Source organism: Xanthomonas bonasiae (assembly GCF_017163705.1).
Lineage (GTDB): Bacteria > Pseudomonadota > Gammaproteobacteria > Xanthomonadales > Xanthomonadaceae > Xanthomonas_A > Xanthomonas_A bonasiae.
The window spans coordinates 306926-325468 of the sequence record NZ_JAFIWB010000002.1; the positions used below are offsets into that span (position 1 = coordinate 306926).

General features: G+C 69.8%; 14 protein-coding genes. 4 read left to right on the top strand and 10 right to left on the bottom strand.

The window, feature by feature from the left end; genetic code table 11:
• Nucleotides 1–79: 79 nt before the first annotated feature.
• Complete coding sequence (locus JR064_RS04045) at nt 80–1600, bottom strand: glycosyltransferase family protein (protein WP_206228883.1); 1521 nt, start codon at nt 1598–1600, stop codon at nt 80–82.
• 11 nt (nt 1601–1611) lie between these two features.
• On the bottom strand, nt 1612–2724 hold the full coding sequence (locus JR064_RS04050; RefSeq protein WP_206228884.1) for a glycosyltransferase: 1113 nt from the start codon (nt 2722–2724) through the stop codon (nt 1612–1614).
• Here JR064_RS04050 and JR064_RS04055 point away from each other — a divergent pair.
• Nucleotides 2693–3334, top strand: coding sequence for a hypothetical protein (locus JR064_RS04055; protein ID WP_206228885.1), 642 nt, complete (start codon nt 2693–2695; stop codon nt 3332–3334). The genes JR064_RS04050 and JR064_RS04055 overlap by 32 nt on opposite strands.
• Before the next feature lie 240 nt (nt 3335–3574).
• On the opposite strand, the gene JR064_RS04060 is transcribed toward JR064_RS04055, so the two are convergent.
• From JR064_RS04060 to hutI, 5 genes are all read right to left on the bottom strand, one after another.
• Nucleotides 3575–5011, bottom strand: a complete 1437-nt coding sequence (locus JR064_RS04060) for a serine hydrolase domain-containing protein (RefSeq protein ID WP_206228886.1) — start codon at nt 5009–5011, stop codon at nt 3575–3577.
• Between the two features lie 192 nt (nt 5012–5203).
• Entirely contained in the window at nt 5204–6871 is a 1668-nt protein-coding gene (hutU, locus tag JR064_RS04065) for a urocanate hydratase (protein WP_191824106.1), read from the bottom strand.
• A gap of 63 nt (nt 6872–6934) precedes the next feature.
• Nucleotides 6935–7816 carry an N-formylglutamate deformylase gene (gene hutG, locus JR064_RS04070; RefSeq protein WP_206228887.1) on the bottom strand — a complete coding sequence of 294 codons (882 nt, stop codon included), beginning with the start codon at nt 7814–7816 and terminating at the stop codon, nt 6935–6937.
• Nucleotides 7817–7905: 89 nt separating this feature from the next.
• Nucleotides 7906–9447, bottom strand: coding sequence for a histidine ammonia-lyase (gene hutH / locus JR064_RS04075; RefSeq protein WP_206228888.1), 1542 nt, complete (start codon nt 9445–9447; stop codon nt 7906–7908).
• Nucleotides 9444–10646 carry an imidazolonepropionase gene (gene hutI / locus JR064_RS04080; RefSeq protein WP_206228948.1) on the bottom strand — a complete coding sequence of 401 codons (1203 nt, stop codon included), beginning with the start codon at nt 10644–10646 and terminating at the stop codon, nt 9444–9446. Before hutI ends, hutH begins: the two co-directional genes overlap by 4 nt.
• A 63-nt stretch (nt 10647–10709) precedes the next feature.
• Between hutI and JR064_RS04085 the strand changes: the two genes are divergently transcribed.
• From JR064_RS04085 to JR064_RS04095, 3 genes are all read left to right on the top strand, one after another.
• The gene (locus JR064_RS04085; RefSeq protein WP_206228889.1) at nt 10710–12107 is read left to right on the top strand and encodes a formimidoylglutamate deiminase; all 1398 of its coding nucleotides are present in this window, start codon (nt 10710–10712) and stop codon (nt 12105–12107) included.
• A gap of 40 nt (nt 12108–12147) precedes the next feature.
• Nucleotides 12148–12879, top strand: a complete 732-nt coding sequence (hutC, locus tag JR064_RS04090; RefSeq protein WP_206228890.1) for a histidine utilization transcriptional repressor HutC — start codon at nt 12148–12150, stop codon at nt 12877–12879.
• 173 nt (nt 12880–13052) lie between these two features.
• Nucleotides 13053–15041: an SDR family oxidoreductase gene (locus tag JR064_RS04095; RefSeq protein WP_191824111.1), complete on the top strand. Its 1989-nt coding sequence runs from the start codon at nt 13053–13055 to the stop codon at nt 15039–15041.
• A 232-nt stretch (nt 15042–15273) separates the two neighbouring features.
• Here JR064_RS04095 and JR064_RS04100 read toward each other — a convergent pair whose 3' ends face one another.
• From JR064_RS04100 to JR064_RS04110, 3 genes are all read right to left on the bottom strand, one after another.
• A complete protein-coding gene (locus JR064_RS04100; protein WP_206228891.1) occupies nt 15274–16278 on the bottom strand; it encodes a restriction endonuclease in 1005 nt (334 codons plus the stop codon).
• A 201-nt stretch (nt 16279–16479) separates the two neighbouring features.
• On the bottom strand, nt 16480–17115 hold the full coding sequence (locus JR064_RS04105) for a phasin family protein (RefSeq protein WP_206228892.1): 636 nt from the start codon (nt 17113–17115) through the stop codon (nt 16480–16482).
• Between the two features lie 83 nt (nt 17116–17198).
• Nucleotides 17199–18473: a patatin-like phospholipase family protein gene (locus tag JR064_RS04110; RefSeq protein ID WP_206228893.1), complete on the bottom strand. Its 1275-nt coding sequence runs from the start codon at nt 18471–18473 to the stop codon at nt 17199–17201.
• Between the last annotated feature and the right edge of the window lie 70 nt (nt 18474–18543).

An 18543-nucleotide genomic window follows, 5' to 3' on the forward strand; every position in this document is an offset into this window, starting at 1 on the left:
CGTTCCAGTTGAGCGCCGTTCGCGCGCGATCCGGGTGGCCGCGGATGTGGCGCCCGCGAGGGCGGCGGCTTGGCCTGCGCTATTTGCCCAGCCTGGTCAGGACCGCGTTGACTTCGTATTCCCTGGGCACCTCCCCGGTACAGCCGCCGGCGCGCCGATAGACGCAGTAGGCCTTGCTGGAGCACCCCAGCAGTGCGTATTCCGGGGCCAGCGGCGGGGCCTGTGCGACCGACAGCACGGTGTCGTAGGCGCTGCGGTAACGCAATGCGGCGGCGTGGTCGTCGCGCGTGTCGAACAGGTAGATCGGGGTCTGGCGACCGTACAGGGCGTAGGCGGCGCTCAGTGGATTCGGTGGCCGGTACAACGCCATTCCGCAGGTGTCAGGGTCGGCGCCGGCCAGTTGCATCGCCGCGATCAAGGGGCGCCCGGATTTCCAGTAGCGTTTCACCGGCCCGGTAGTGGCCACCAGCAGCGAGGCCAGCAGCCACAGCAGCAGCGCCTGCCCGCACAGACGCTGCAGACGCAGATCGTCGCCGGCAGCGCGGCGCTGCAGCGCGTCGACGGTGCCGAACGCGGCCAGCACCACCAGCAGCGTGGTGGACAGCAGGACGAAGCGGTATTCCTTGTGCGGGATCAACGAATGCATCAACAGGTTGACCAGCGCCACCGCCAGCAGGACCGGGTAGCGCCGCGCGCCGAGGATGGCCAGCGGCACGATGCCCAGCGCCGCGAGCCGCCACTGGTTGCAGATCCGGGTCAGATACCAGTACGCCGGTTTGGTGCCGAAGCTGGCGCTTTTCTGCTCCACCAGGTTGATGTGGAAGTTGGCGTAGATCCAGCGCAACGGCGGCTGTCCTGCGACCAGCATGTCCACCGCCGCATCCACGCCCAGGCCGAGCAGGCCACCGGCCGCCAGCCACAGCCAGTCACGCCAGCGCAGGCCGCAGGCCCAGGCCGCGAGCACGAACAGCGCCGGCGCCAGCTGGAAGCGCGCCGAGAAGCACAGGCCGAGCAGCAACCCGGCGCCTGCGTAGGTGGCCCGGGTGCGCTGCGCCAACGGCCGCGTGAGCAACAGCGCGGCCGGAAAGAACAGCGCCATCGCCACCGGTTCGGACATCGCCCGCGGCCCGAAATAGACCAGTTCGGCCCAGATCGCGGCGACCACGCCGGCCATCGCGCCATGCAGCCGCGACAGGCGCATCCCCATGCCGGTGGCGCAGGCGACGGTGGACAGCGACAGCAGCACCAGCATCAGGCGCGGCAATGCCAATGTCAGGCCGCCGTCGGGCGTCAGCCAGGCGCCCAGCCGCATCGGCATGGCCAGCAAGGCGGGGATCAGCCAGGTGCGGATGCCGTCGCGGTATTCCCATGCCACGACCCAGTGCCCGAACACGAGGCGATGCGCCGGTTCCAGGTATTGCCAGATCTCGTCGGGGTGGTGGTAGTTGCTCGGCACCATCGCCAGCAGCCGCAGCAGCAGCGCCAGCCCCAGCACGCCTGCGAACATGCGCCGATCGGTGGACCACCACCACGCCAGGCGCGAGACGCCCGGCGTGCTGCCAACCGGCGGCCGGAGTTGCGCCGCAGGCGAACCGGACATGGGCGGGCGCATCAGCGCGACGACACGCGCAGCTCGACCGCCACCGCCGCGGCTTGCGGCGGATTCAACGTCGACGACCATGCCGTGCGCTTGGCCGCGTGATAGTTCCACAACGCGGCGGCCACGCTGCCGGCGCCCGCCGCCAGCGCCCAGTTGACGCCGGCCGCGTGCAAGGCCCAGCCGATGCTTTCGTTGACGAACGCACCGAACATGCAGGCCAGATAGAACATCAGCAGGCCGCTGAGCATGCGTGCGCCACGTAGGCGGCAGTGGCGAAACGTCAGGATGTTGTTCATCAGGAAATTGCAGGTCATCGCCGCCATGATCGCCACCAGTTGCCCGACCCAGAACGGGCAGCCGGCATGCAGCAGCGCCCACAACGCCGTCAGGTGCACTGCCAGGCCGCCCAGCCCGACCGCGAAGAACAAGGCCATCTGCGCCGGCAGCAGCCCGCGCGTGCGCTTTTCCAGCAGCAGGGTCAGCAGGTCGGCCACCACGCGCGGATCCATCTTGGACACGCCGCCGCGGCGCTCGCCCAGTTGCGTGGGCACCTCGGCGGTGTTCGGGCGGCGGCGGCCGGAGGCCACCACGTCCACCAGGATCTTGAAGCCGAGCCCGGACAGGTGCGGACGCACGTCGGCGTACCAGTCGCGGGTCATCGCAAAGCAGCCGCTCATCGGATCGGCCAGCCGCGCGCCGAGCAGCAATTGGGTCAGGCGGACCGCACCGCGGCTCATCGCATGCCGCACCACGCCCAGCCCGGAGCTGCGGCTGTGCAGATAGCGGCTGGCCACCACGACGTCCTGTCGGCCCTGCTCGAGGAGCCGGAACATCTGTGCGATCAGGCGCGGATCGTGTTGGCCATCGCCGTCCATGATCGCCAGGTACTGTCCATGCGCCGCATCCCATCCGGCGATCGCCGCGGAGGCCAGTCCTCGGCCTTCGCGCCGCCGCAGCAGGCGGATCTGGGGCGTGTGCGCGGCACAGGCCAGGACCGCCTGCGCGGTGAGCTCGTCGTGCGAATCGTCCACCACCACGATCTCGTGATAGATGCCGGCCATCGTTGCGGAGAGTTCGTCCAGGACGCCAGCGATGGCGTCCGACTCGTCCAGCGTGCAGATCACCACGGACAACCTTGGACTGGAAGAGCAGGGGGAAGCGGTGCCGATGGACGACATGGATGGCCTTGGCGGACTGGAGTTCGCCGAAGGTTCAAAACCGCCTGTTGCGCTCGATTGGCGAATTGCGCCGCCCGCTGCGATGCGCCAGCACGTGACGGCGCGTGGCATCCGCAAAGCCGCCGCCGATCCGCCCGCGACCCTTGTACCTGCAATCGATCGGCGTCCGCACGGCGCGTGCGCGGGCATGGCCGAAAAGCTTGAATCGCCCCTGACTGCTTCGACCGGCATCCTCTCCAGGGCGACAGCGGCACACCGCTATTGCGCGTATTTGCGCAATGTGCACAGGCTCTGGATTGGCGCGAGGATGTCCGGTTCGTGGCGAATGCAGCCACAGCATCGCGGTCGGCACCGCAGGCTGCCCGGGTCGGGCGGCCTGCGGCGCGAGGCCATGGTCATCGGTCGGTGTAGGTCGGCAGACGCGTTCGCTTGCGATGTACGGCATGCCGCTGTGTGTCCGGCCTGTTGCCACTGGCCGTCACCGGCCTCCGGCGGTTCGCGCAGTCCAGCGTTCGGATCGGCCGCGCGTTTCTGCGCGGTGAGCGCGTCGCGTTGATGCCCGCGATGTCTGCGATGCGAGCCGGTATGCCATGCAGCCCCTTGCGGGGCCATGCGCACCCCGCTGCCCCGTGACGCTTGCTTGAGCACGACTGTCGCGATGCGTGGCGGCGGTCCGGTTACGCTCCAGTCGGCGCGCTTTTCGTTGCGTTTGCGCTCGCTCGAACGCGTGGACCGGCATGCAATGCATTCTGCGCAGATCTGGTTCGGGGCGGGCGGCTGTCCAGCAAACGCGACCCTAAGGAATGGGCTTGGACAGCGCCTTCGACTTCGCGTACAGCGCCTTGGCGATCTCGGCATCGCCCAGCGCAGCGCGGCATTCGGCCAGGCTGTCCCAGGCGTTGGCCGAGTCCGGATACAGCTCGGTGTTGAGGGTGAACACCTTCAGCGCCCTGCCTGCTCCGAGACTCTCGCGGATGGCGTAGCCGCTGGCATTGATCGCGCGTTCCCGCTCACTGGCGGGGACGCCGTCGCCATCGCGCAGCCACGCACGCATGGCGTCCGCAGCGCCGGCGCGTTCGTCCATCGCGTAGGCGATCAAGCGTTCGGCGAGGACCGCATGCGGGAACTCCTTCGGCGCGACCTGCGCCATCGTGCTTTCCACCAGCGTGCTGGACCAGACATTGCGGGCGCTGCCGTTGGTGAAGTACACGAATACCCAATAGCCGCTGGCCAGGGTGCCCTTGTAGGCCAGTCTCGCCCGCACGCGGGTGCCGCCATCGTGGCCGACCTGGGTATAGCCATCGCTGCGGGTGGTATCCCATCCGGTGGAAAAGAAGTTGCTGCCGCCGCCGGTCAGCATCTGCGGTTGCCACAGTCTTTCCAGGGTTGCCGTGCGCACCAGCTTGCCGTTGGCCAGCGCCTGCAGGAATCGGTTGATGTCGCCTACGGTGGTCTGCAGGTCGGCGTGGCCCCAGCCGTAGCTCGGCCAGGGGTCTTCATTGGCCGGCTGCAGCGTGCCGTCCTTGCCGATGTACGGCACGGTCGCGCGATCCGGCGGGACGCTGGCCAGGCCCCACGACGTGCTGCGCATCTTCAGTGGCTGCAGGATGCGTTCGCGTGCGATGGCCGGGTAAGGCTTGCGGTAATACGCTTCCAGCAGGGCAGTCAGCACCAGGTAGTTGGCCTGCGTGTACTGCACACGGCTGCCGGTGGCGAACTGCATCGGTGCCGCGCCGGCAACCTTCAGCGCAGCGGCGAGGTCGGGCGCCACGCCGGGGTAGCCCTTGCTCACCCAACGGTTGTCCACACGGTCGTAGTATTCGGCAATGCCGGAGCTGTGATTGAGGAAATCGCGCACGCGGATCGCCTGCCACGCGGCCGGCAGGTCCGGGACGTAGCGGCTGGCTGGGGCATCCAGATCCACCTTGTCCTGATCCACCAGCTGCATCACCAGCGTGCTGGTCAACAGCTTGGCCATCGACTGCGCGGCGAAGATGGAATCGACGGTGGCCGGCGCGTGGGTGGCTGGATCGCGTTCGCCGCTGGCGCCCTGGTAGAGCACCTGGCCATTGTGTGCGACCAGCACCGCCTGACCGGCGATGCCATAGCGTTCGCGGTTGGCCTGCAGTTGGGCGTCCAATTGCGAGGCGAGGTCGTGCGGTGTATCCCGAGCCGAAGCAGGCAGGCTGCCGAGCAGGGCGCAGAGCAGTGCGGCAGCAAAGGCGCGAGACATCGCGGTGATCCGTCAGCGGCGATCGCGCATCATCGTCACGACCGGGGACAGGGTCAAGCGTGCGTAGCCGAGCCTTTGCGCGGCTGCTCCTGGATGAGGCAGCGTGCGCCCGGATCCATTGAGCCGATGCCCGGCTCTACGGAAAGAGGGCGCTTGCAGGCCAGCGACCTGCAAGCGCCCGGCGGCACTCGGTCAGCCCACAATCCCAGGCAGATCCAGTCCCTTCTCCTTCGCGCATTCCACCGCGATCTCATACCCCGCATCAGCATGGCGCATCACACCGGTCGCCGGGTCGTTCCATAGCACGCGCGCGATGCGCTTGGCCGCCGCCTCGCTGCCGTCGCAGACGATGACCATGCCGGCGTGCTGGGAGAAGCCCATGCCGACGCCGCCGCCGTGGTGCAGCGAGACCCAGGTGGCGCCGCTGGCGGTGTTGAGCAGGGCGTTGAGCAGCGGCCAGTCGGAGACGGCGTCGGAGCCGTCGGCCATCGCTTCGGTCTCACGGTTGGGCGAGGCGACGCTGCCTGAATCCAGATGGTCGCGGCCGATCACCACCGGCGCCTTCAACTCGCCGTTGGCCACCATCTCGTTGAACGCCAGACCCAGGCGGTCGCGGTCGCCCAGGCCGACCCAGCAGATGCGCGCCGGCAGGCCCTGGAACTTGATCTTCTCGGCGGCCATGTCCAGCCAGCGGTGCAGGTGCGGGTTGTCCGGGATCAGCTCCTTGACCTTGGCATCGGTCTTGGCGATGTCCTCCGGATCGCCGCTCAGCGCCGCCCAGCGGAACGGGCCGATGCCGCGGCAGAACAGCGGGCGGATGTAGGCGGGCACGAAGCCGGGGAAGTCGAAGGCATTCTCGACGCCTTCTTCCAGCGCCATCTGCCGCAGGTTGTTGCCGTAGTCCACGGTCGGCACGCCGAGCGCGTGGAAGGCGAGCATGGCGCGGATGTGGTTGGCCATCGAGTCGCGCGCGGCGGCCTCGACTTCCTTCGGCGCGCTGGCGCGCTTTTCGTCCCACTGCTCGACGCTCCAGCCCTGCGGCAGGTAACCGTTGACCGGGTCGTGCGCGGAGGTCTGATCGGTCAACAGGTCCGGCTTGACCCCACGGACCAGCAGCTCGTCCAGCACGTCGGCGACATTGCCGAGCAGGCCGACCGACAGCGGCTTCTTCGCCGTGCACGATTCCTCGATCAGGCGCAGCGCTTCGTCCAGGTCGTCGGTCCAGGTGTCGAGATAGCCGGTGCGCAGGCGCATGTCGATGCTGCTCTTGCGGCATTCCACCGCCAGGCACGAGGCGCCGGCCATCACCGCGGCCAGCGGCTGCGCGCCGCCCATGCCGCCGAGGCCGCCGGTGAACAGCCACTTGCCGGCCAGGCTGCCGGCGTAGTGCTGGCGGCCCATCTCGACGAAGGTTTCGTAGGTGCCCTGGACGATGCCTTGCGCGCCGATGTAGATCCAGCTGCCGGCGGTCATCTGGCCGTACATGGCCAGGCCTTTTTTATCGAGCTCGTTGAAGTGGTCCCAGGTGGCCCAGCGCGGCACCAGGTTGGAATTGGCGATCAGCACGCGCGGCGCATCGGCGTGGGTGCGGAACACGCCGACCGGCTTGCCGGATTGCACCAGCAGGGTCTGGTCGTCGTCCAGGCGCTTGAGCGCGGCCACGATCGCGTCGAAGGACTCCCAGTCGCGCGCGGCGCGGCCGATGCCGCCGTACACCACCAGTTCCTGCGGGCGTTCGGCCACGTCCGGATGCAGGTTGTTCATCAGCATGCGCAGCGGCGCTTCGGTCAGCCAGCTCTTGCAGGTGAGGGTGCTGCCGGTGGGCGCTTGGATCGTGCGGGTGGTGTCGAGGCGGGTCATGCGGATTCCTTGATCTGAAAAGTCCGCACATGCAGGTGCGGGGTTTGCGAAGGATTCGCAGCGTCAAACGTTCGTGGAGGGCGGTGCGGGTGCTGGCGAGCAATGCGCGCTGTCGCGGGCGAAGTCCAGGCACGCCTGCAGCACCTGCTGCAGCACCGCACGCAGCGGCGCGGCGTAGTCCGGCTGCCACGGCGAGGGCCAGTTGTCCGGCGCCACCTCGGCCGGTTCGTGCATGTAGCCGCGGCAGGCCAGTTCCATCTGGATCGCATGCACGCCGCGGCGCGGCGCGGCGTGGTGGCGCGTGCTCCAGCCGCCCTTGAAGCGGCCGTTGCGCACGTGGCTGAAGCCGCTGCCGGCGCAGACCCGTTCGACCGCATCGGCCAGCGCGGGGGCGCAACTGCTGTCGTTCGCGCCGGAGGGCCCGGCGCTGCCGATATTGAACTGCGGCAGTTCGCCGTCGAACAGGTGCGGGATGCGCGAGCGGATCGAATGCGCGTCGTAGACCACGATGGCCGGGTGATGCGCACGCAGGCGCTCGATCTCCGCGTCGAGCGCGGCATGGTAGGGATCGAACCAGTGCGCGCGGCGCGCCGCGATCTCGTCCGCGTCCGGCTCGGCGCCGGGGCGATACAGCGGTTGCGCGTCGAAGGTGGTCAGCGGGCACAAGCCGGTGGTGTTCTGCCCCGGATACAGCGAGGTGCCGCCGGGATCGCGATTGACGTCGATCACCGACCGCGAGATCGCGGTGCGCACTGTGGTGGCGCCGAGCGCAGCGGCGAAGGCGTACAGCTGGTCCACCCACCAGTCGGCATCGCGTTGCGCCAGCCACGGCGACACGAAGCGATCGGCCAGCGCTGCCGGCAGCTCGGTGCCGGTATGCGGAAAGCTGACGATCAGCGGCGCATCGCCGCGATGGAGGGTGAGCCAGTCGGGTAGGGTGGTCATGCGGGTCCTCGCTTTTTGTAGGAGCGGCTTCAGCCGCGACCGGGTTTTACCGGTAAGGCCCGGTCGCGGCTGAAGCCGCTCCTACAGGGTCATGGTCCGGACGTTGCGTCGGGCAGGGACACATCGACCGCTTCGGCCAGCGCGCCGCCGCGCACCAGCGCCGTGGCGGCCAGCATGTCCGGATGGAAATAGCGGTCGTCCTGCAGCGCCGGCACCTGCACGCGCAGCAGCGCGCGCGCCGCTTCCAGCGCGGCGCTGGAGGTCAGCGGCGCATGGAAGTCGCAACCCTGCGCGGCGGCCAGCAGTTCGATGCCGACCACGTTGGCCGCGTTCTCGGCCATCGCCAGCAGCCGCCGCGCGCCGTGCGCGGCCATCGACACATGGTCTTCCTGGTTGGCCGAGGTCGGGATCGAATCGACGCTGGCCGGGTAGGCGCGCTGCTTGTTCTCCGACACCAGCGCGGCGGCGGTGACCTGCGGGATCATGAAGCCGGAGTTGAGCCCCGGCTTCGGAGTCAGGAACGCCGGCAGCCCGGACAGTGCCGGATCCACCAGCATGGCCACGCGGCGTTCGCTGATCGAGCCGATCTCGCACACCGCCAGCGCCAGCATGTCGGCGGCGAAGGCCACCGGCTCGGCGTGGAAGTTGCCGCCGGACAGCGCCTCGCCGGTCTCGCTGAACACCAGCGGATTGTCGGATACGCCGTTGGCCTCGATCGCCAGCGTGGTCGCGGCCTGGCGCATCACGTCCAGCGCCGCGCCCATCACCTGTGGCTGGCAGCGCAGGCAGTACGGATCCTGCACGCGCACGTCGTTGTCGCGGTGCGAATCGCGGATCGCCGAGCCGTGCATCAGTTCGCGCAGCGCGGCGGCGGTGGCGATCTGCCCGCGCTGCCCGCGCAAGGCGTGGATGCGCGGATCGAACGGTGTGTCCGACCCCTTCGCCGCTTCGGTGGACAGCGCGCCGGCGACCAGCGCGGCATGGAACACGCGCTCGATCTCGAACAGCCCGGCCAACGCGTAGGCGGTGGAAAACTGGGTGCCGTTGAGCAGCGCCAGACCTTCCTTCGCGCCCAGCGCCAGCGGCTGCAGCCCGGCCTGCGCCAACGCCTGCGCGGCGGGCAGGCGCTCGTCGCCGACGAAGGCCTCGCCGACCCCGATCATCACCGTGGCCAGATGCGCCAGCGGCGCCAGGTCGCCGGAGGCGCCGACCGAGCCCTGGCACGGCACCACCGGGATCACGTCGTGCCGCAACAACGCTTCCAGCAGCGCCAGCGTGGCCGGGCGCACGCCGGACGCCCCCTGCGCCAGACTGGCCAGCTTCAGCGCCAGCATCAGCCGCACCACCGGCACCGGCATCGGCTCGCCGACTCCGGCCGCATGCGACAGCACGATATTGCGCTGCAGGGTATCCAGGTCTTCGCGCTCGATGCGCACGCTGGCCAGCTTGCCGAAGCCGGTATTGATGCCGTACACCGGCGCACCCTTGGCGACGATCGCCTCCACCGTCTGCGCGCTGCGCAGCACCGCCTCGGCGCAGGCAGGGTCCAGGCGCACGCCGGCGCCACGGTACACGGCGCGCCACTGCGCCAGGCTCACTGCGCCCGGGCGCAGCACGATCTCGTTGCTCATTGTCCCCTCCAGATGCGCGCATGCAGCGGGTTGAAGCCCATGCGATAGACCAGTTCGGCCGGTTGTTCGATGTCCCAGATCGCCAGGTCGCACTGCAGCCCGGCGCGCAGCCGGCCGACCTGTTCGTAGCGTCCGAGCGCGCGCGCCGCCTCGCGGGTGAAGCCGGCGATGCATTCGGCCACGCTCATGCGGAACAGCGTCGCCGCCAGGTTCATCGCCAGCAGTGGGCTGGTCAGCGGCGAGGTGCCGGGATTGCAGTCGGTGGCCAGCGCGCGCGGCACGCCGGCGGCGCGCAGTGCGGCGATCGGCGGCAACTGCGTGTCGCGGGTGAAGTAGAACGCGCCCGGCAGCAGCACCGCCACGGTGCCGGCGGCCGCCATCGCGGCGATGCCGGCGTCGTCCAGGTACTCGACGTGGTCGGCCGAGCGCGCGCCGTAGCGCGCCGCCAGCGCCGCGCCGCCCTGATTGGATAGCTGTTCGGCATGGATCTTCAGCGCCAGGCCATGCCGCTGCGCGGCCTGGAACACCTGCTCGGTCTGCGCCGGGGTGAAGGCGAGGTGCTCGCAGAACACGTCCACCGCCTCGGCCAGGCCTTGTGCGGCGACGGCGGGAATCATCCGTTCGCAGACTTCGTCGATATAGGCCTGGGCCTCGGCGCCGGGCGGCACCGCGTGCGCGCCGAGGAAGGTCGGCGCCACCGCGACCGGGCGCAGTTCGCCCAGGCGCCGCGCCACCCGCAGCATGCGCAGTTCGTCGTCCAGGGTCAGTCCGTAGCCCGACTTGATTTCCACCGTGGTCACGCCTTCGGCGAGCAGCGCGTCCAGCCGCGGCAGGCTCTCAGCGAGCAGCGCGGCTTCGTCGGCGGCGCGGGTGGCGCGCACGGTGGCGACGATGCCGCCGCCGGCACGGGCGATGTCGGCGTAGCTGGCGCCGAGCAGGCGTTGCTCGAACTCGCCGGCGCGGTTGCCGGCGTAGACCAGGTGGGTATGGCAGTCGATCAGGCCCGGGCCGATCCAGCGTCCGCCGCAATCGACGCTGTGCTGCGCGGCCAGCGGTTCCGGCAGCGCCGCGGCGGCGCCGGCATAGACGATGCGTCCGTCGCGGCAGGCGACCACGCCGTCGCGGACCAGGCCCAGCCCGCCGTCGTCGGCGTCCAGGGTCATCAGGTGAGCGTTGTGCCAGAGCGTGTCGCAGGGCATGGTCACGGGCGGGCTCGTCGGTTATTTTGTATATACAATATTGTGGTCGACGGAGGGTGTCCAGTGCAGACCCTGGCGCAGCAACAGGCAGGCGGGAACGAGGCGGCGAGCGGTTTCTGGTGCGCGCAGGCGCTGCTGCCGGAGGGCTGGGCGCGCGACGTGCGGATCGAGGTGCGTGGCGGGCGCATCGCCGCGGTGCAGTCCGGCGTGGCCGCGGCGTCCGCCGACCATGCGCTGGCGATCGCCGTGCCCGGGCTGGGCAACCTGCACAGCCACGCGTTCCAGCGCGGCATGGCCGGGCTGACCGAGGTCGGCGGCCGCAGCGGCGACAGTTTCTGGAGCTGGCGCGAGCTGATGTACCGCTTCCTGCAGCGGCTGGACCCGGACAGCATGCAGGCCATCGCCGAACAGGCCTACGTGGAAATGCTCGAGGCCGGCTTCACCCGGGTCGGCGAATTCCATTACCTGCACCACGCCGCCGATGGCCGGCCGTATGCCGAGCGCGCGGAGATGGCGCAGCGCCTGGCCGCCGCCGCGCACAACAGCGGCATCGGCCTGACCCTGCTGCCGGTGTTCTACGCGCATGCCGATTTCGGCGGCGCCGCGCCGAACCCGGCGCAGCGGCGGCTGATCCACGACGTGGACGGTTACGCCGAACTGCTCGACGGCAGCCGCCGCGCGCTGCGCGGCCTCGACGACGCGATGCTGGGCATCGCGCCGCACAGCCTGCGCGCGGTGACCCCGGACGAACTGGCCGCGCTGCTGCCGCTGTGCGACGGCCCGGTGCACATCCACATCGCCGAGCAGACCCGCGAGGTCGAGGCCTGCCTGGCCTGGAGCGGGCAGCGGCCGGTGCAGTGGTTGCTGGCGCATGCGCCGGTGGACGCGCGCTGGTGCCTGGTCCATGCCACCCACGTCGACGCCGCCGAAGTGCAGGCCATCGCCAGCAGCGGCGCAGTGGTCGGCCTGTGCCCGATCACCGAGGCCAACCTCGGCGACGGGCTGTTCCCGATGCGCGCGTTCGTCGAGGCCGGCGGCCGCTTCGGCGTCGGCTCCGATTCCAACGTGCTGATCGATGCGGCCGAGGAGTTGCGCCTGCTCGAGTACGGCCAGCGTCTGCAGCTGCGCGGGCGCAACGTGCTCGCTGGGGACGCCGCGCAGTCCAGCGGCCGTTTCCTGTTCCAGTCCGCGGCGCAGGGCGCGGCGCAGGCGCTGTGCGTGGAACAGGGCCTGCGCGTCGGCGCGCCGGCCGATCTGGTCGAACTGGATCCTGCGCATCCGGCGCTGTGCGCGCGCAGCGGCGACGCCTTGCTGGACAGCTGGATCTTCGCCGCGCGGCGCGGTGCGGTGCGTTCGGTCTGGCGCAACGGCCGCGCACTGGTGCGCGACGGCCGCCATCATCGCCGCGAGGCGGTCGCTGCGGCTTATGCGCGCGCGCTGACCGCGCTGTTGGACGCATGATCCGGCGGCGCCTGCGGCACGCTGCCGCGCGGACGCGCCGATGAGCCCGTCCCGGCCCGCGGCGACGCTCAACCACCGCATCCGCAGCGACATCGAAGGCCGCATCCGCAGCGGCGAATGGCCGCCGGGCCATCGCATCCCGTTCGAGCACGAACTGATGGCGCAGTACGCCTGCTCGCGGATGACGGTCAACAAGGTGCTGGCGCTGCTCGCCGACGCCGGCATGATCGAGCGCCGCCGCCGCGCCGGCTCGTTCGTGGCGCGGCCGCATCCGCACATGGAACAGGTGGCGCTGGAGATCCCCGACATTCCGGTCGAGGTCGCCGCGCGCGGCCATGCCTATCGCTTCGAACTGCTGGATCGGCGCCAGCGCGTGCCGCGCGCCGAACTGCCGCAGGAGGCCGAGGTCGCTGCCGCCGGCACGCTGCTGTCGCTGCACTGCCTGCATTTCGCCGACGGGCGCCCGTTCGCGCTGGAGGAGCGGGTGATCAATCCGGTGGCGGTGCCGGAAGCGCTGCAGATGGATTTCGCGGTCGTCGTGCCCGGCAGCTGGCTGCTGCAGCACGTGCCGTGGACCCGCGCCGAGCACCGCATCAGCGCGGTCGGCGCCAACCCCGCGCAGGCGGCGCGGCTGCAGGTGGCCACCGGCACCGCCTGCCTGCTGATCGACCGGCAGACCTGGCGCGGCGAACAGGCGGTCACCTTCGTGCGCCAGGTGTTCCTCGGCGACACCTACGACCTGGTCGCGCGCTTCTCGCCAGGCGTGCGTTGAGCGCCACGCGGCAGGCGAAACCCGCCGTGTCGCGGGCGACCGATGCTGCGCTGCCGCACGCGGCGCGTGCGCGCCGTACCCCGGCGTGCGTTTGTCCTGCCTGCCGCACTCTGGCAAGTTAGCGGCCAGGACGGGGCGAGGGGCCGCGGCCGCAGCACGAGGGATGGTTCGGCATGACGTATTTCGTTACGGGCGCCACCGGTTTCATCGGCCGTTATCTGATGGCCAACCTGATGCGGCGCAAAGGCCTCATCCACGTCCTGGTCCGCAAGGAGTCGCAACGCAAGTTCGATGCGCTGGTGCGCGAGCAGGGCTGGGACGCCAAGCGCCTGGTCGTGCTGCACGGCGATGTCGGTGCCGACTGTTGCGGCCTGGACGAGGCGCAACGCAAGACGCTGCACGGCAAGGTCAAGCACTTCTTCCATCTGGCCGCGCTGTACGACCTCACCGCCAAGGCCGAGGCGCAGCGCGTGGCCAATCTCGACGGCACCCGCAACGCGCTGGAACTGGCGGCGCAGATCGGCGCCGGCGTCTTCCACCACACCAGTTCGATCGCGGTGGCCGGGCTGTACCCGGGCATCTTCCGCGAAGACATGTTCGAAGAGGCCGAAGGCCTGGACGATCCCTACCTGCGCACCAAGCACGACGCCGAGGCGCTGGTGCGCGCGGAAACCCGGATCAAGTGGCGGATCTACCGCCCCGGCATGGTGGTCGGCGATTCGCGCACGGGCGCGATCGACAAGATCGACGGGCCGTACTACTTCTTCCCGCTGATCAAGAAGCTGCGCCAGCTGCTGCCGCCGTGGGCGCCGATGCTGGGCATCGAGGGCGGGCGCATCAACCTGGTGCCGGTGGATTTCGTCGCCGATGCGATGGACCACATCGCGCACAAGCCCAAGCTCGACGGCCACACCTTCCATCTCACCGATCCGGAGCCGCTGCGCGTGGGCGAGGTGCTCAACGTGTTCTGCCGCGCCGGCCATGCGCCGGAAATGACCTTGCGGGTGGATGCGCGGATGTTCGCGTTCGTGCCGGCGGGGATCCGTGCCGCGGTCGGCGGGCTGCCGCCGATCCGCCGCTTCACCGGCATGCTGCTGCGCGATTTCCGCATCCCGCGCGAGGTGCTGAAGTTCATCACCTATCCCACGCGCTTCGACAGCCGCGAGACCGAGCGCGCGCTGAAGGGCAGCGGCATCGCCGTGCCGCGGCTGGAAGACTATGCCTGGCGCCTGTGGGACCACTGGGAACGGCACCTGGATCCGGACCTGTTCGTGGACCGCACGCTGAAGGGCAAGGTACGCGGCAAGGTGGTGCTGATCACCGGCGGTTCCTCCGGCATCGGCCTGGCCACCGCGCAGCGCGTCGCCGAGGCCGGCGCCACCACGATCATCGTCGCCCGCGGCGAGCAGGAACTGTTCGCCGCACGCGATGCGATGAACGCCAAGGGCGGCAAGGTGTTCGCCTACACCGCCGACCTGTCCGACCTGGCCGGCTGCGATGCGCTGCTCAAGACGGTGCTCGAAGCGCACGGCCACGTCGACGTGCTGATCAACAATGCAGGCCGCTCGATCCGCCGCTCGATCGAACTCAGCTACGACCGCTTCCACGATTTCGAACGCACCATGCAGCTGAACTACTTCGGCAGCCTGCGCCTGATCATGGGCGTGCTGCCGGGCATGACCGGGCGGCGCAAGGGCCACATCATCAACGTCAGCTCGATCGGCGTGCTGGCCAATTCGCCGCGTTTCTCCGCCTACGTGGCCTCCAAGGCGGCGCTGGACGCGTGGAGCCGCTGCGCGCAGGGCGAGCTGTCCGGCAAGGGCATCAGCTTCACCACGGTCAACATGCCGCTGGTGAAGACGCCGATGATCGCGCCGACCAAGATGTACGACAGCGTGCCGACGCTGAGCGTGGAGGAAGCCGCCGATCTGATGGTCAAGGCGATCATCGAGCGCCCGAGCCGGGTGGCGACGCGGCTGGGCATCTTCGCCGCGCTGGTCAACGCGGTGGCGCCGAAGGCCTACGAGGTGGTGATGAACACCGCCTTCGAACTGTTCCCGGATTCGGCCGCGGCCAAGGGCGACCGCAAGGCGCTACGCGAGGCCAAGCCCAGCCAGGAGCAGATCGCGTTCGCGGCGCTGATGCGGGGCGTGCATTGGTGATGAGCCGGGATTGGGGATTTGGGATTGGGGATTCGCGAGAGCGTTAGCACCTGCGAGTCCATCGTCCCGCTGCTGCATCCGGCGCGGCAAAAAGCGCTTTTACCAATGAGCCGGGATTTGGGATTGGGGATTCGCAAGAGCGTTAGCATCTGCAAGTTCATCGTCCCGCTGTTGCATCCGGCGCGGCAAAGCCGCTTTTACCAATCCCGAATCCCGACTCCCCAATCCCGGCTCAAAACGTCCTACATTGCCGCCAGCGCACCGGCTCGTCGCGGTCCGGGCGTGGATTGAGCTGGATGCGCACGGTGCGCAGCGAGGGGTAGCGTTCCACTTCCTTGCAGATCCGCGGCCACACCTGCGCGTCGTCGTCGCTGCGGTCGATCACCAGCGTCATCTGGGTCTGCCAGATGCCGCGGATCACGCCGGGCGTGCTGGCCAGGGCCTTGGAGACCGAATGGCGATACTCGGCCTCGGTGGCCGGGTCGGGGTCTGCGCTTGCCGGCGGTGCTTCGGTGACGGATGCGGCAGCGGCCGCTGCCGCAGGCGCGGCCACCGGCGTGGTGCCTGGTGCCGGCGGCGCTGCCGGCGTGGGCGCGGCGGGCGCGTGGGGCGCGGCCACGGACGTGGCATCGGCGCTGCGCTGCTGCAGCGCCAGCCCGCCCAGTCCCACCAGCAGGCCCAGGGTCAACGCGGCCAGTGCGGCGATCGCGGTATGCCGCTGCGCACGCCGGCGACTGGCGCCGATCACCCCGTCCTCCAGTTCGCTGGGCAGGTAGCGCTTGAGCATCGGCCAGATGCGGCGGCCGTCGAGGATCTCCACCGACTGCTTGTCGGCCGCGGCGATGCCGTCGCGCTGCACCTTGCCCTCGGTGACCAGGATGCCGCCCTGCGCGCCCATCAGCCGTGCCGCGGCTCCCAGTTCGTTGACCGCGGCCGAGCCGATCCGGTAGGCGCGGCCGTGCTTGCACGACAGCAGCCAGCGCGCATCGCCGCGGGTCATCACGAAATCGCTCTGCGGTTCCTGGGAAACGTCCTCGTCGGCCACCGCGTCGTGCAGGTCGCGCTGCTCGCGCATCGCGCGCCGCACCATGCGCGAGAAATCGCGCCAGTGCAGTCCGGCCAGCGCATGCAGCCCGGCGGTGGTCTCGTTCTCGCGGCGCCGGACCACCCACAGGTAGAGCGTGGCAGCGAGCCATGCTCCCACTGCCAAGACCGTTGCCACTATCCAGGAAAACATGCTCGCACCCGCGTAACGCTATTCGATGACGCCAGTCTATCGCCAGCGTGTCACAGCGCCGGCAAGGCGACAGCGGGGAACGGCGGACAGGAGAAGACCCGCCAGTCCGAAGCCGAGAGGGGAGGGGAGCAAACGGTCTTCAGATGGACTGGCGGGTCCGTCCCGATTGTCGGAAAAAATCTGCTGCTTTGCAACAAAACCTTATTCAGCCGCTGCCGACGCCGCTGCGCGCTTGCGGCTGGCGCGTTTCGGCGCGGGCGCGGCGCTGGCCACGACCGGACCGGCACGGCGTCGCGCCGGCGCTGCCTGCTTGGCCGGGCGGGGTTTGGGCGCGGCGGTCTTTGCCGCCTTCTTGGCTGCCGGCGCCTTGGCCGGCGCCTGGCGTGCGCGACGGCCGCTGCCGAGGTTGCGCAGTTCGGCATTCAAAGCGTCTACGCGGTCGACCAGCGTGCCGAGGTCTTCGCGGCTGGGCACTTCCAGCCTGCGCAACGCGCGCTGCACCCGGTCCTCGAACACCTTCTCCAATCGGTCCCAGGTGTCGGCGGCGCGTTCGCGCGCCTGGCCGACCCGGTTCTCCACCACGTCGCGCACCGCATCGACGCCGCCGCCGGCCAGCTTGCGCGTGCTCTGCTCCAGGGTCAGGCCTTCCTTCACCAGGGTTTCGAACAGCTTGCCGCCTTCGGCCTGGGCACGGCCGAACGCGCCGACCCCGGCCAGCCACACCTGCTGCGCGGATTCGCCCAGACGCTTGGACAGCTTTTCCGCCTGCGCCTGCAGGCCCTCGTCGGCAGCGGCGGCAGACTTCTTCTTGCGTGCGGATTTCTTCAGGGTGGCCATGACGGTGCGGTTCCTTCGGCGGTTGGGTGGCTGGATTCGAGACTCACGGCGTTGGTTAGAGTAATCACACCAGCGCCGGCGCCTCAGTCGGCGGAAAGCGGCGGCGCGCGCCGCGTGCGGCGGGTGGCGCGGCGCCGGGCGATCACCTGGTCGACGTCGTCGAGCGCGCGGCGCAGGCGCGCGGTGGCTTCGGTGGTGCGCCCTTGCTGCACGTCCACGCCGTCGATGAAGGTGCGTTGGCGATCGTTGAGGATGTCGTGGCGCAGCGCGATGCCGTGCGCGGCCAGCATCGGCTCCAGCACGTCGGCGTTGCGGCGCAGGTCGGCCAGCGTGTTGCGATAGGCCAGCTGGCAGACGCGGTGGCGCGCGGCATAGCTGAACAGATTGGTGAAGAACAGTTCGCTGTTGTCGGCGTTGGGTTCGAACACCAGCTGGTCCACGCGCGGATATTGCCGCGCGTACTTCTCCAGCCCGACCTGCATGCGCGACTGCAGCAGGGTGCGGAAGGTCTGCGACAGCACCGCCGGCAGGCCGCCGTTGAGCAGCCGCGCGTGGTCGATCTGGCCGTTGCGGCGCGGCGCGTGGGTGGCGTCGTAGGGCACCAGCGGGTTGATCCCGATCATCAGGTCGATGCCGCGCTCCAGCAGGGTGGAGGCATGCATCGTGCGCCGCAGCGCGCCGTCGACGTAGTGGTGGCCGCCGATCTCCACCGGCGGGTACAGCCCCGGCAGCGCGGCGCTGGCCTGCACCGCCAGCGAGATCGGCACCTGGTCCAGGCCCGGTTCGCCGAAGCGCACGGTGCGGCCGCTGTCCAGGTCCACCGCGACCACGAACAGGTCGGTGTCCAGCGCGCGGAAATCGTTGCTGCGGCCGCGGCGGCTGAACACGTCCTGCATGAAGCGCTCGACCCCGGCGTTGTCGAACAGCCCGCTGGGCACCAGTCCGCCGAAGCGGGTGATCAGGTCCGACCAGCGGGTCTTGCGCGGCTCGGTCAGCAGGTCGTGCCACCAGCCGTAGGCGAGCTTGGGCAGGGTTGCGGCGCGGCGCAGGTATTCATAGACGTTGGGGCGCAGGAAATCCTCGGGCCGGAAGTGCGCATCGTCGCTGTTGCCGGTGACGAAGATCCGGCAGATCTCGGCGCTGCTGATGCGATTGGCCAGGCCGGCGGTCAGGAACGCGCCGGAACTGACGCCGACGTAGCAATCCAGCCGGGTCAGGTCGAGTCCGTCAAGGGCCTCGTCCAGCGCGCGCAGCGCGCCGAGTCCGTACATGCCGCCGATCGGGCCGCCGCCGGCGATGGCCAGGCCGATACGGCCGTGAGAACGGGGGCGTGGCGAGGCGCTGTGGAGGGAAAGCATGCGCGGTCCGCGAAGGGCGTTGGCCGGAGTGTAGCCGAGCGGCATGATGCTTGCGGTCACGCGCGGCGAC

Bases quoted from the DNA above. Each gene is read 5' to 3' on its own strand.
- JR064_RS04045 (WP_206228883.1), bottom strand. From the start codon at position 1,600: ATGTCCGGTTCGCCTGCGGCGCAACTCCGGCCGCCGGTTGGCAGCACG.
- JR064_RS04055 (WP_206228885.1), top strand. From the start codon at position 2,693: ATGGCGTCCGACTCGTCCAGCGTGCAGATCACCACGGACAACCTTGGA.
- JR064_RS04060 (WP_206228886.1), bottom strand. From the start codon at position 5,011: ATGTCTCGCGCCTTTGCTGCCGCACTGCTCTGCGCCCTGCTCGGCAGC.
- hutU (WP_191824106.1), bottom strand. From the start codon at position 6,871: ATGACCCGCCTCGACACCACCCGCACGATCCAAGCGCCCACCGGCAGC.
- hutG (WP_206228887.1), bottom strand. From the start codon at position 7,816: ATGACCACCCTACCCGACTGGCTCACCCTCCATCGCGGCGATGCGCCG.
- hutH (WP_206228888.1), bottom strand. From the start codon at position 9,447: ATGAGCAACGAGATCGTGCTGCGCCCGGGCGCAGTGAGCCTGGCGCAG.
- hutI (WP_206228948.1), bottom strand. From the start codon at position 10,646: ATGCCCTGCGACACGCTCTGGCACAACGCTCACCTGATGACCCTGGAC.
- hutC (WP_206228890.1), top strand. From the start codon at position 12,148: ATGAGCCCGTCCCGGCCCGCGGCGACGCTCAACCACCGCATCCGCAGC.
- JR064_RS04095 (WP_191824111.1), top strand. From the start codon at position 13,053: ATGACGTATTTCGTTACGGGCGCCACCGGTTTCATCGGCCGTTATCTG.
- JR064_RS04100 (WP_206228891.1), bottom strand. From the start codon at position 16,278: ATGTTTTCCTGGATAGTGGCAACGGTCTTGGCAGTGGGAGCATGGCTC.
- JR064_RS04105 (WP_206228892.1), bottom strand. From the start codon at position 17,115: ATGGCCACCCTGAAGAAATCCGCACGCAAGAAGAAGTCTGCCGCCGCT.
- JR064_RS04110 (WP_206228893.1), bottom strand. From the start codon at position 18,473: ATGCTTTCCCTCCACAGCGCCTCGCCACGCCCCCGTTCTCACGGCCGT.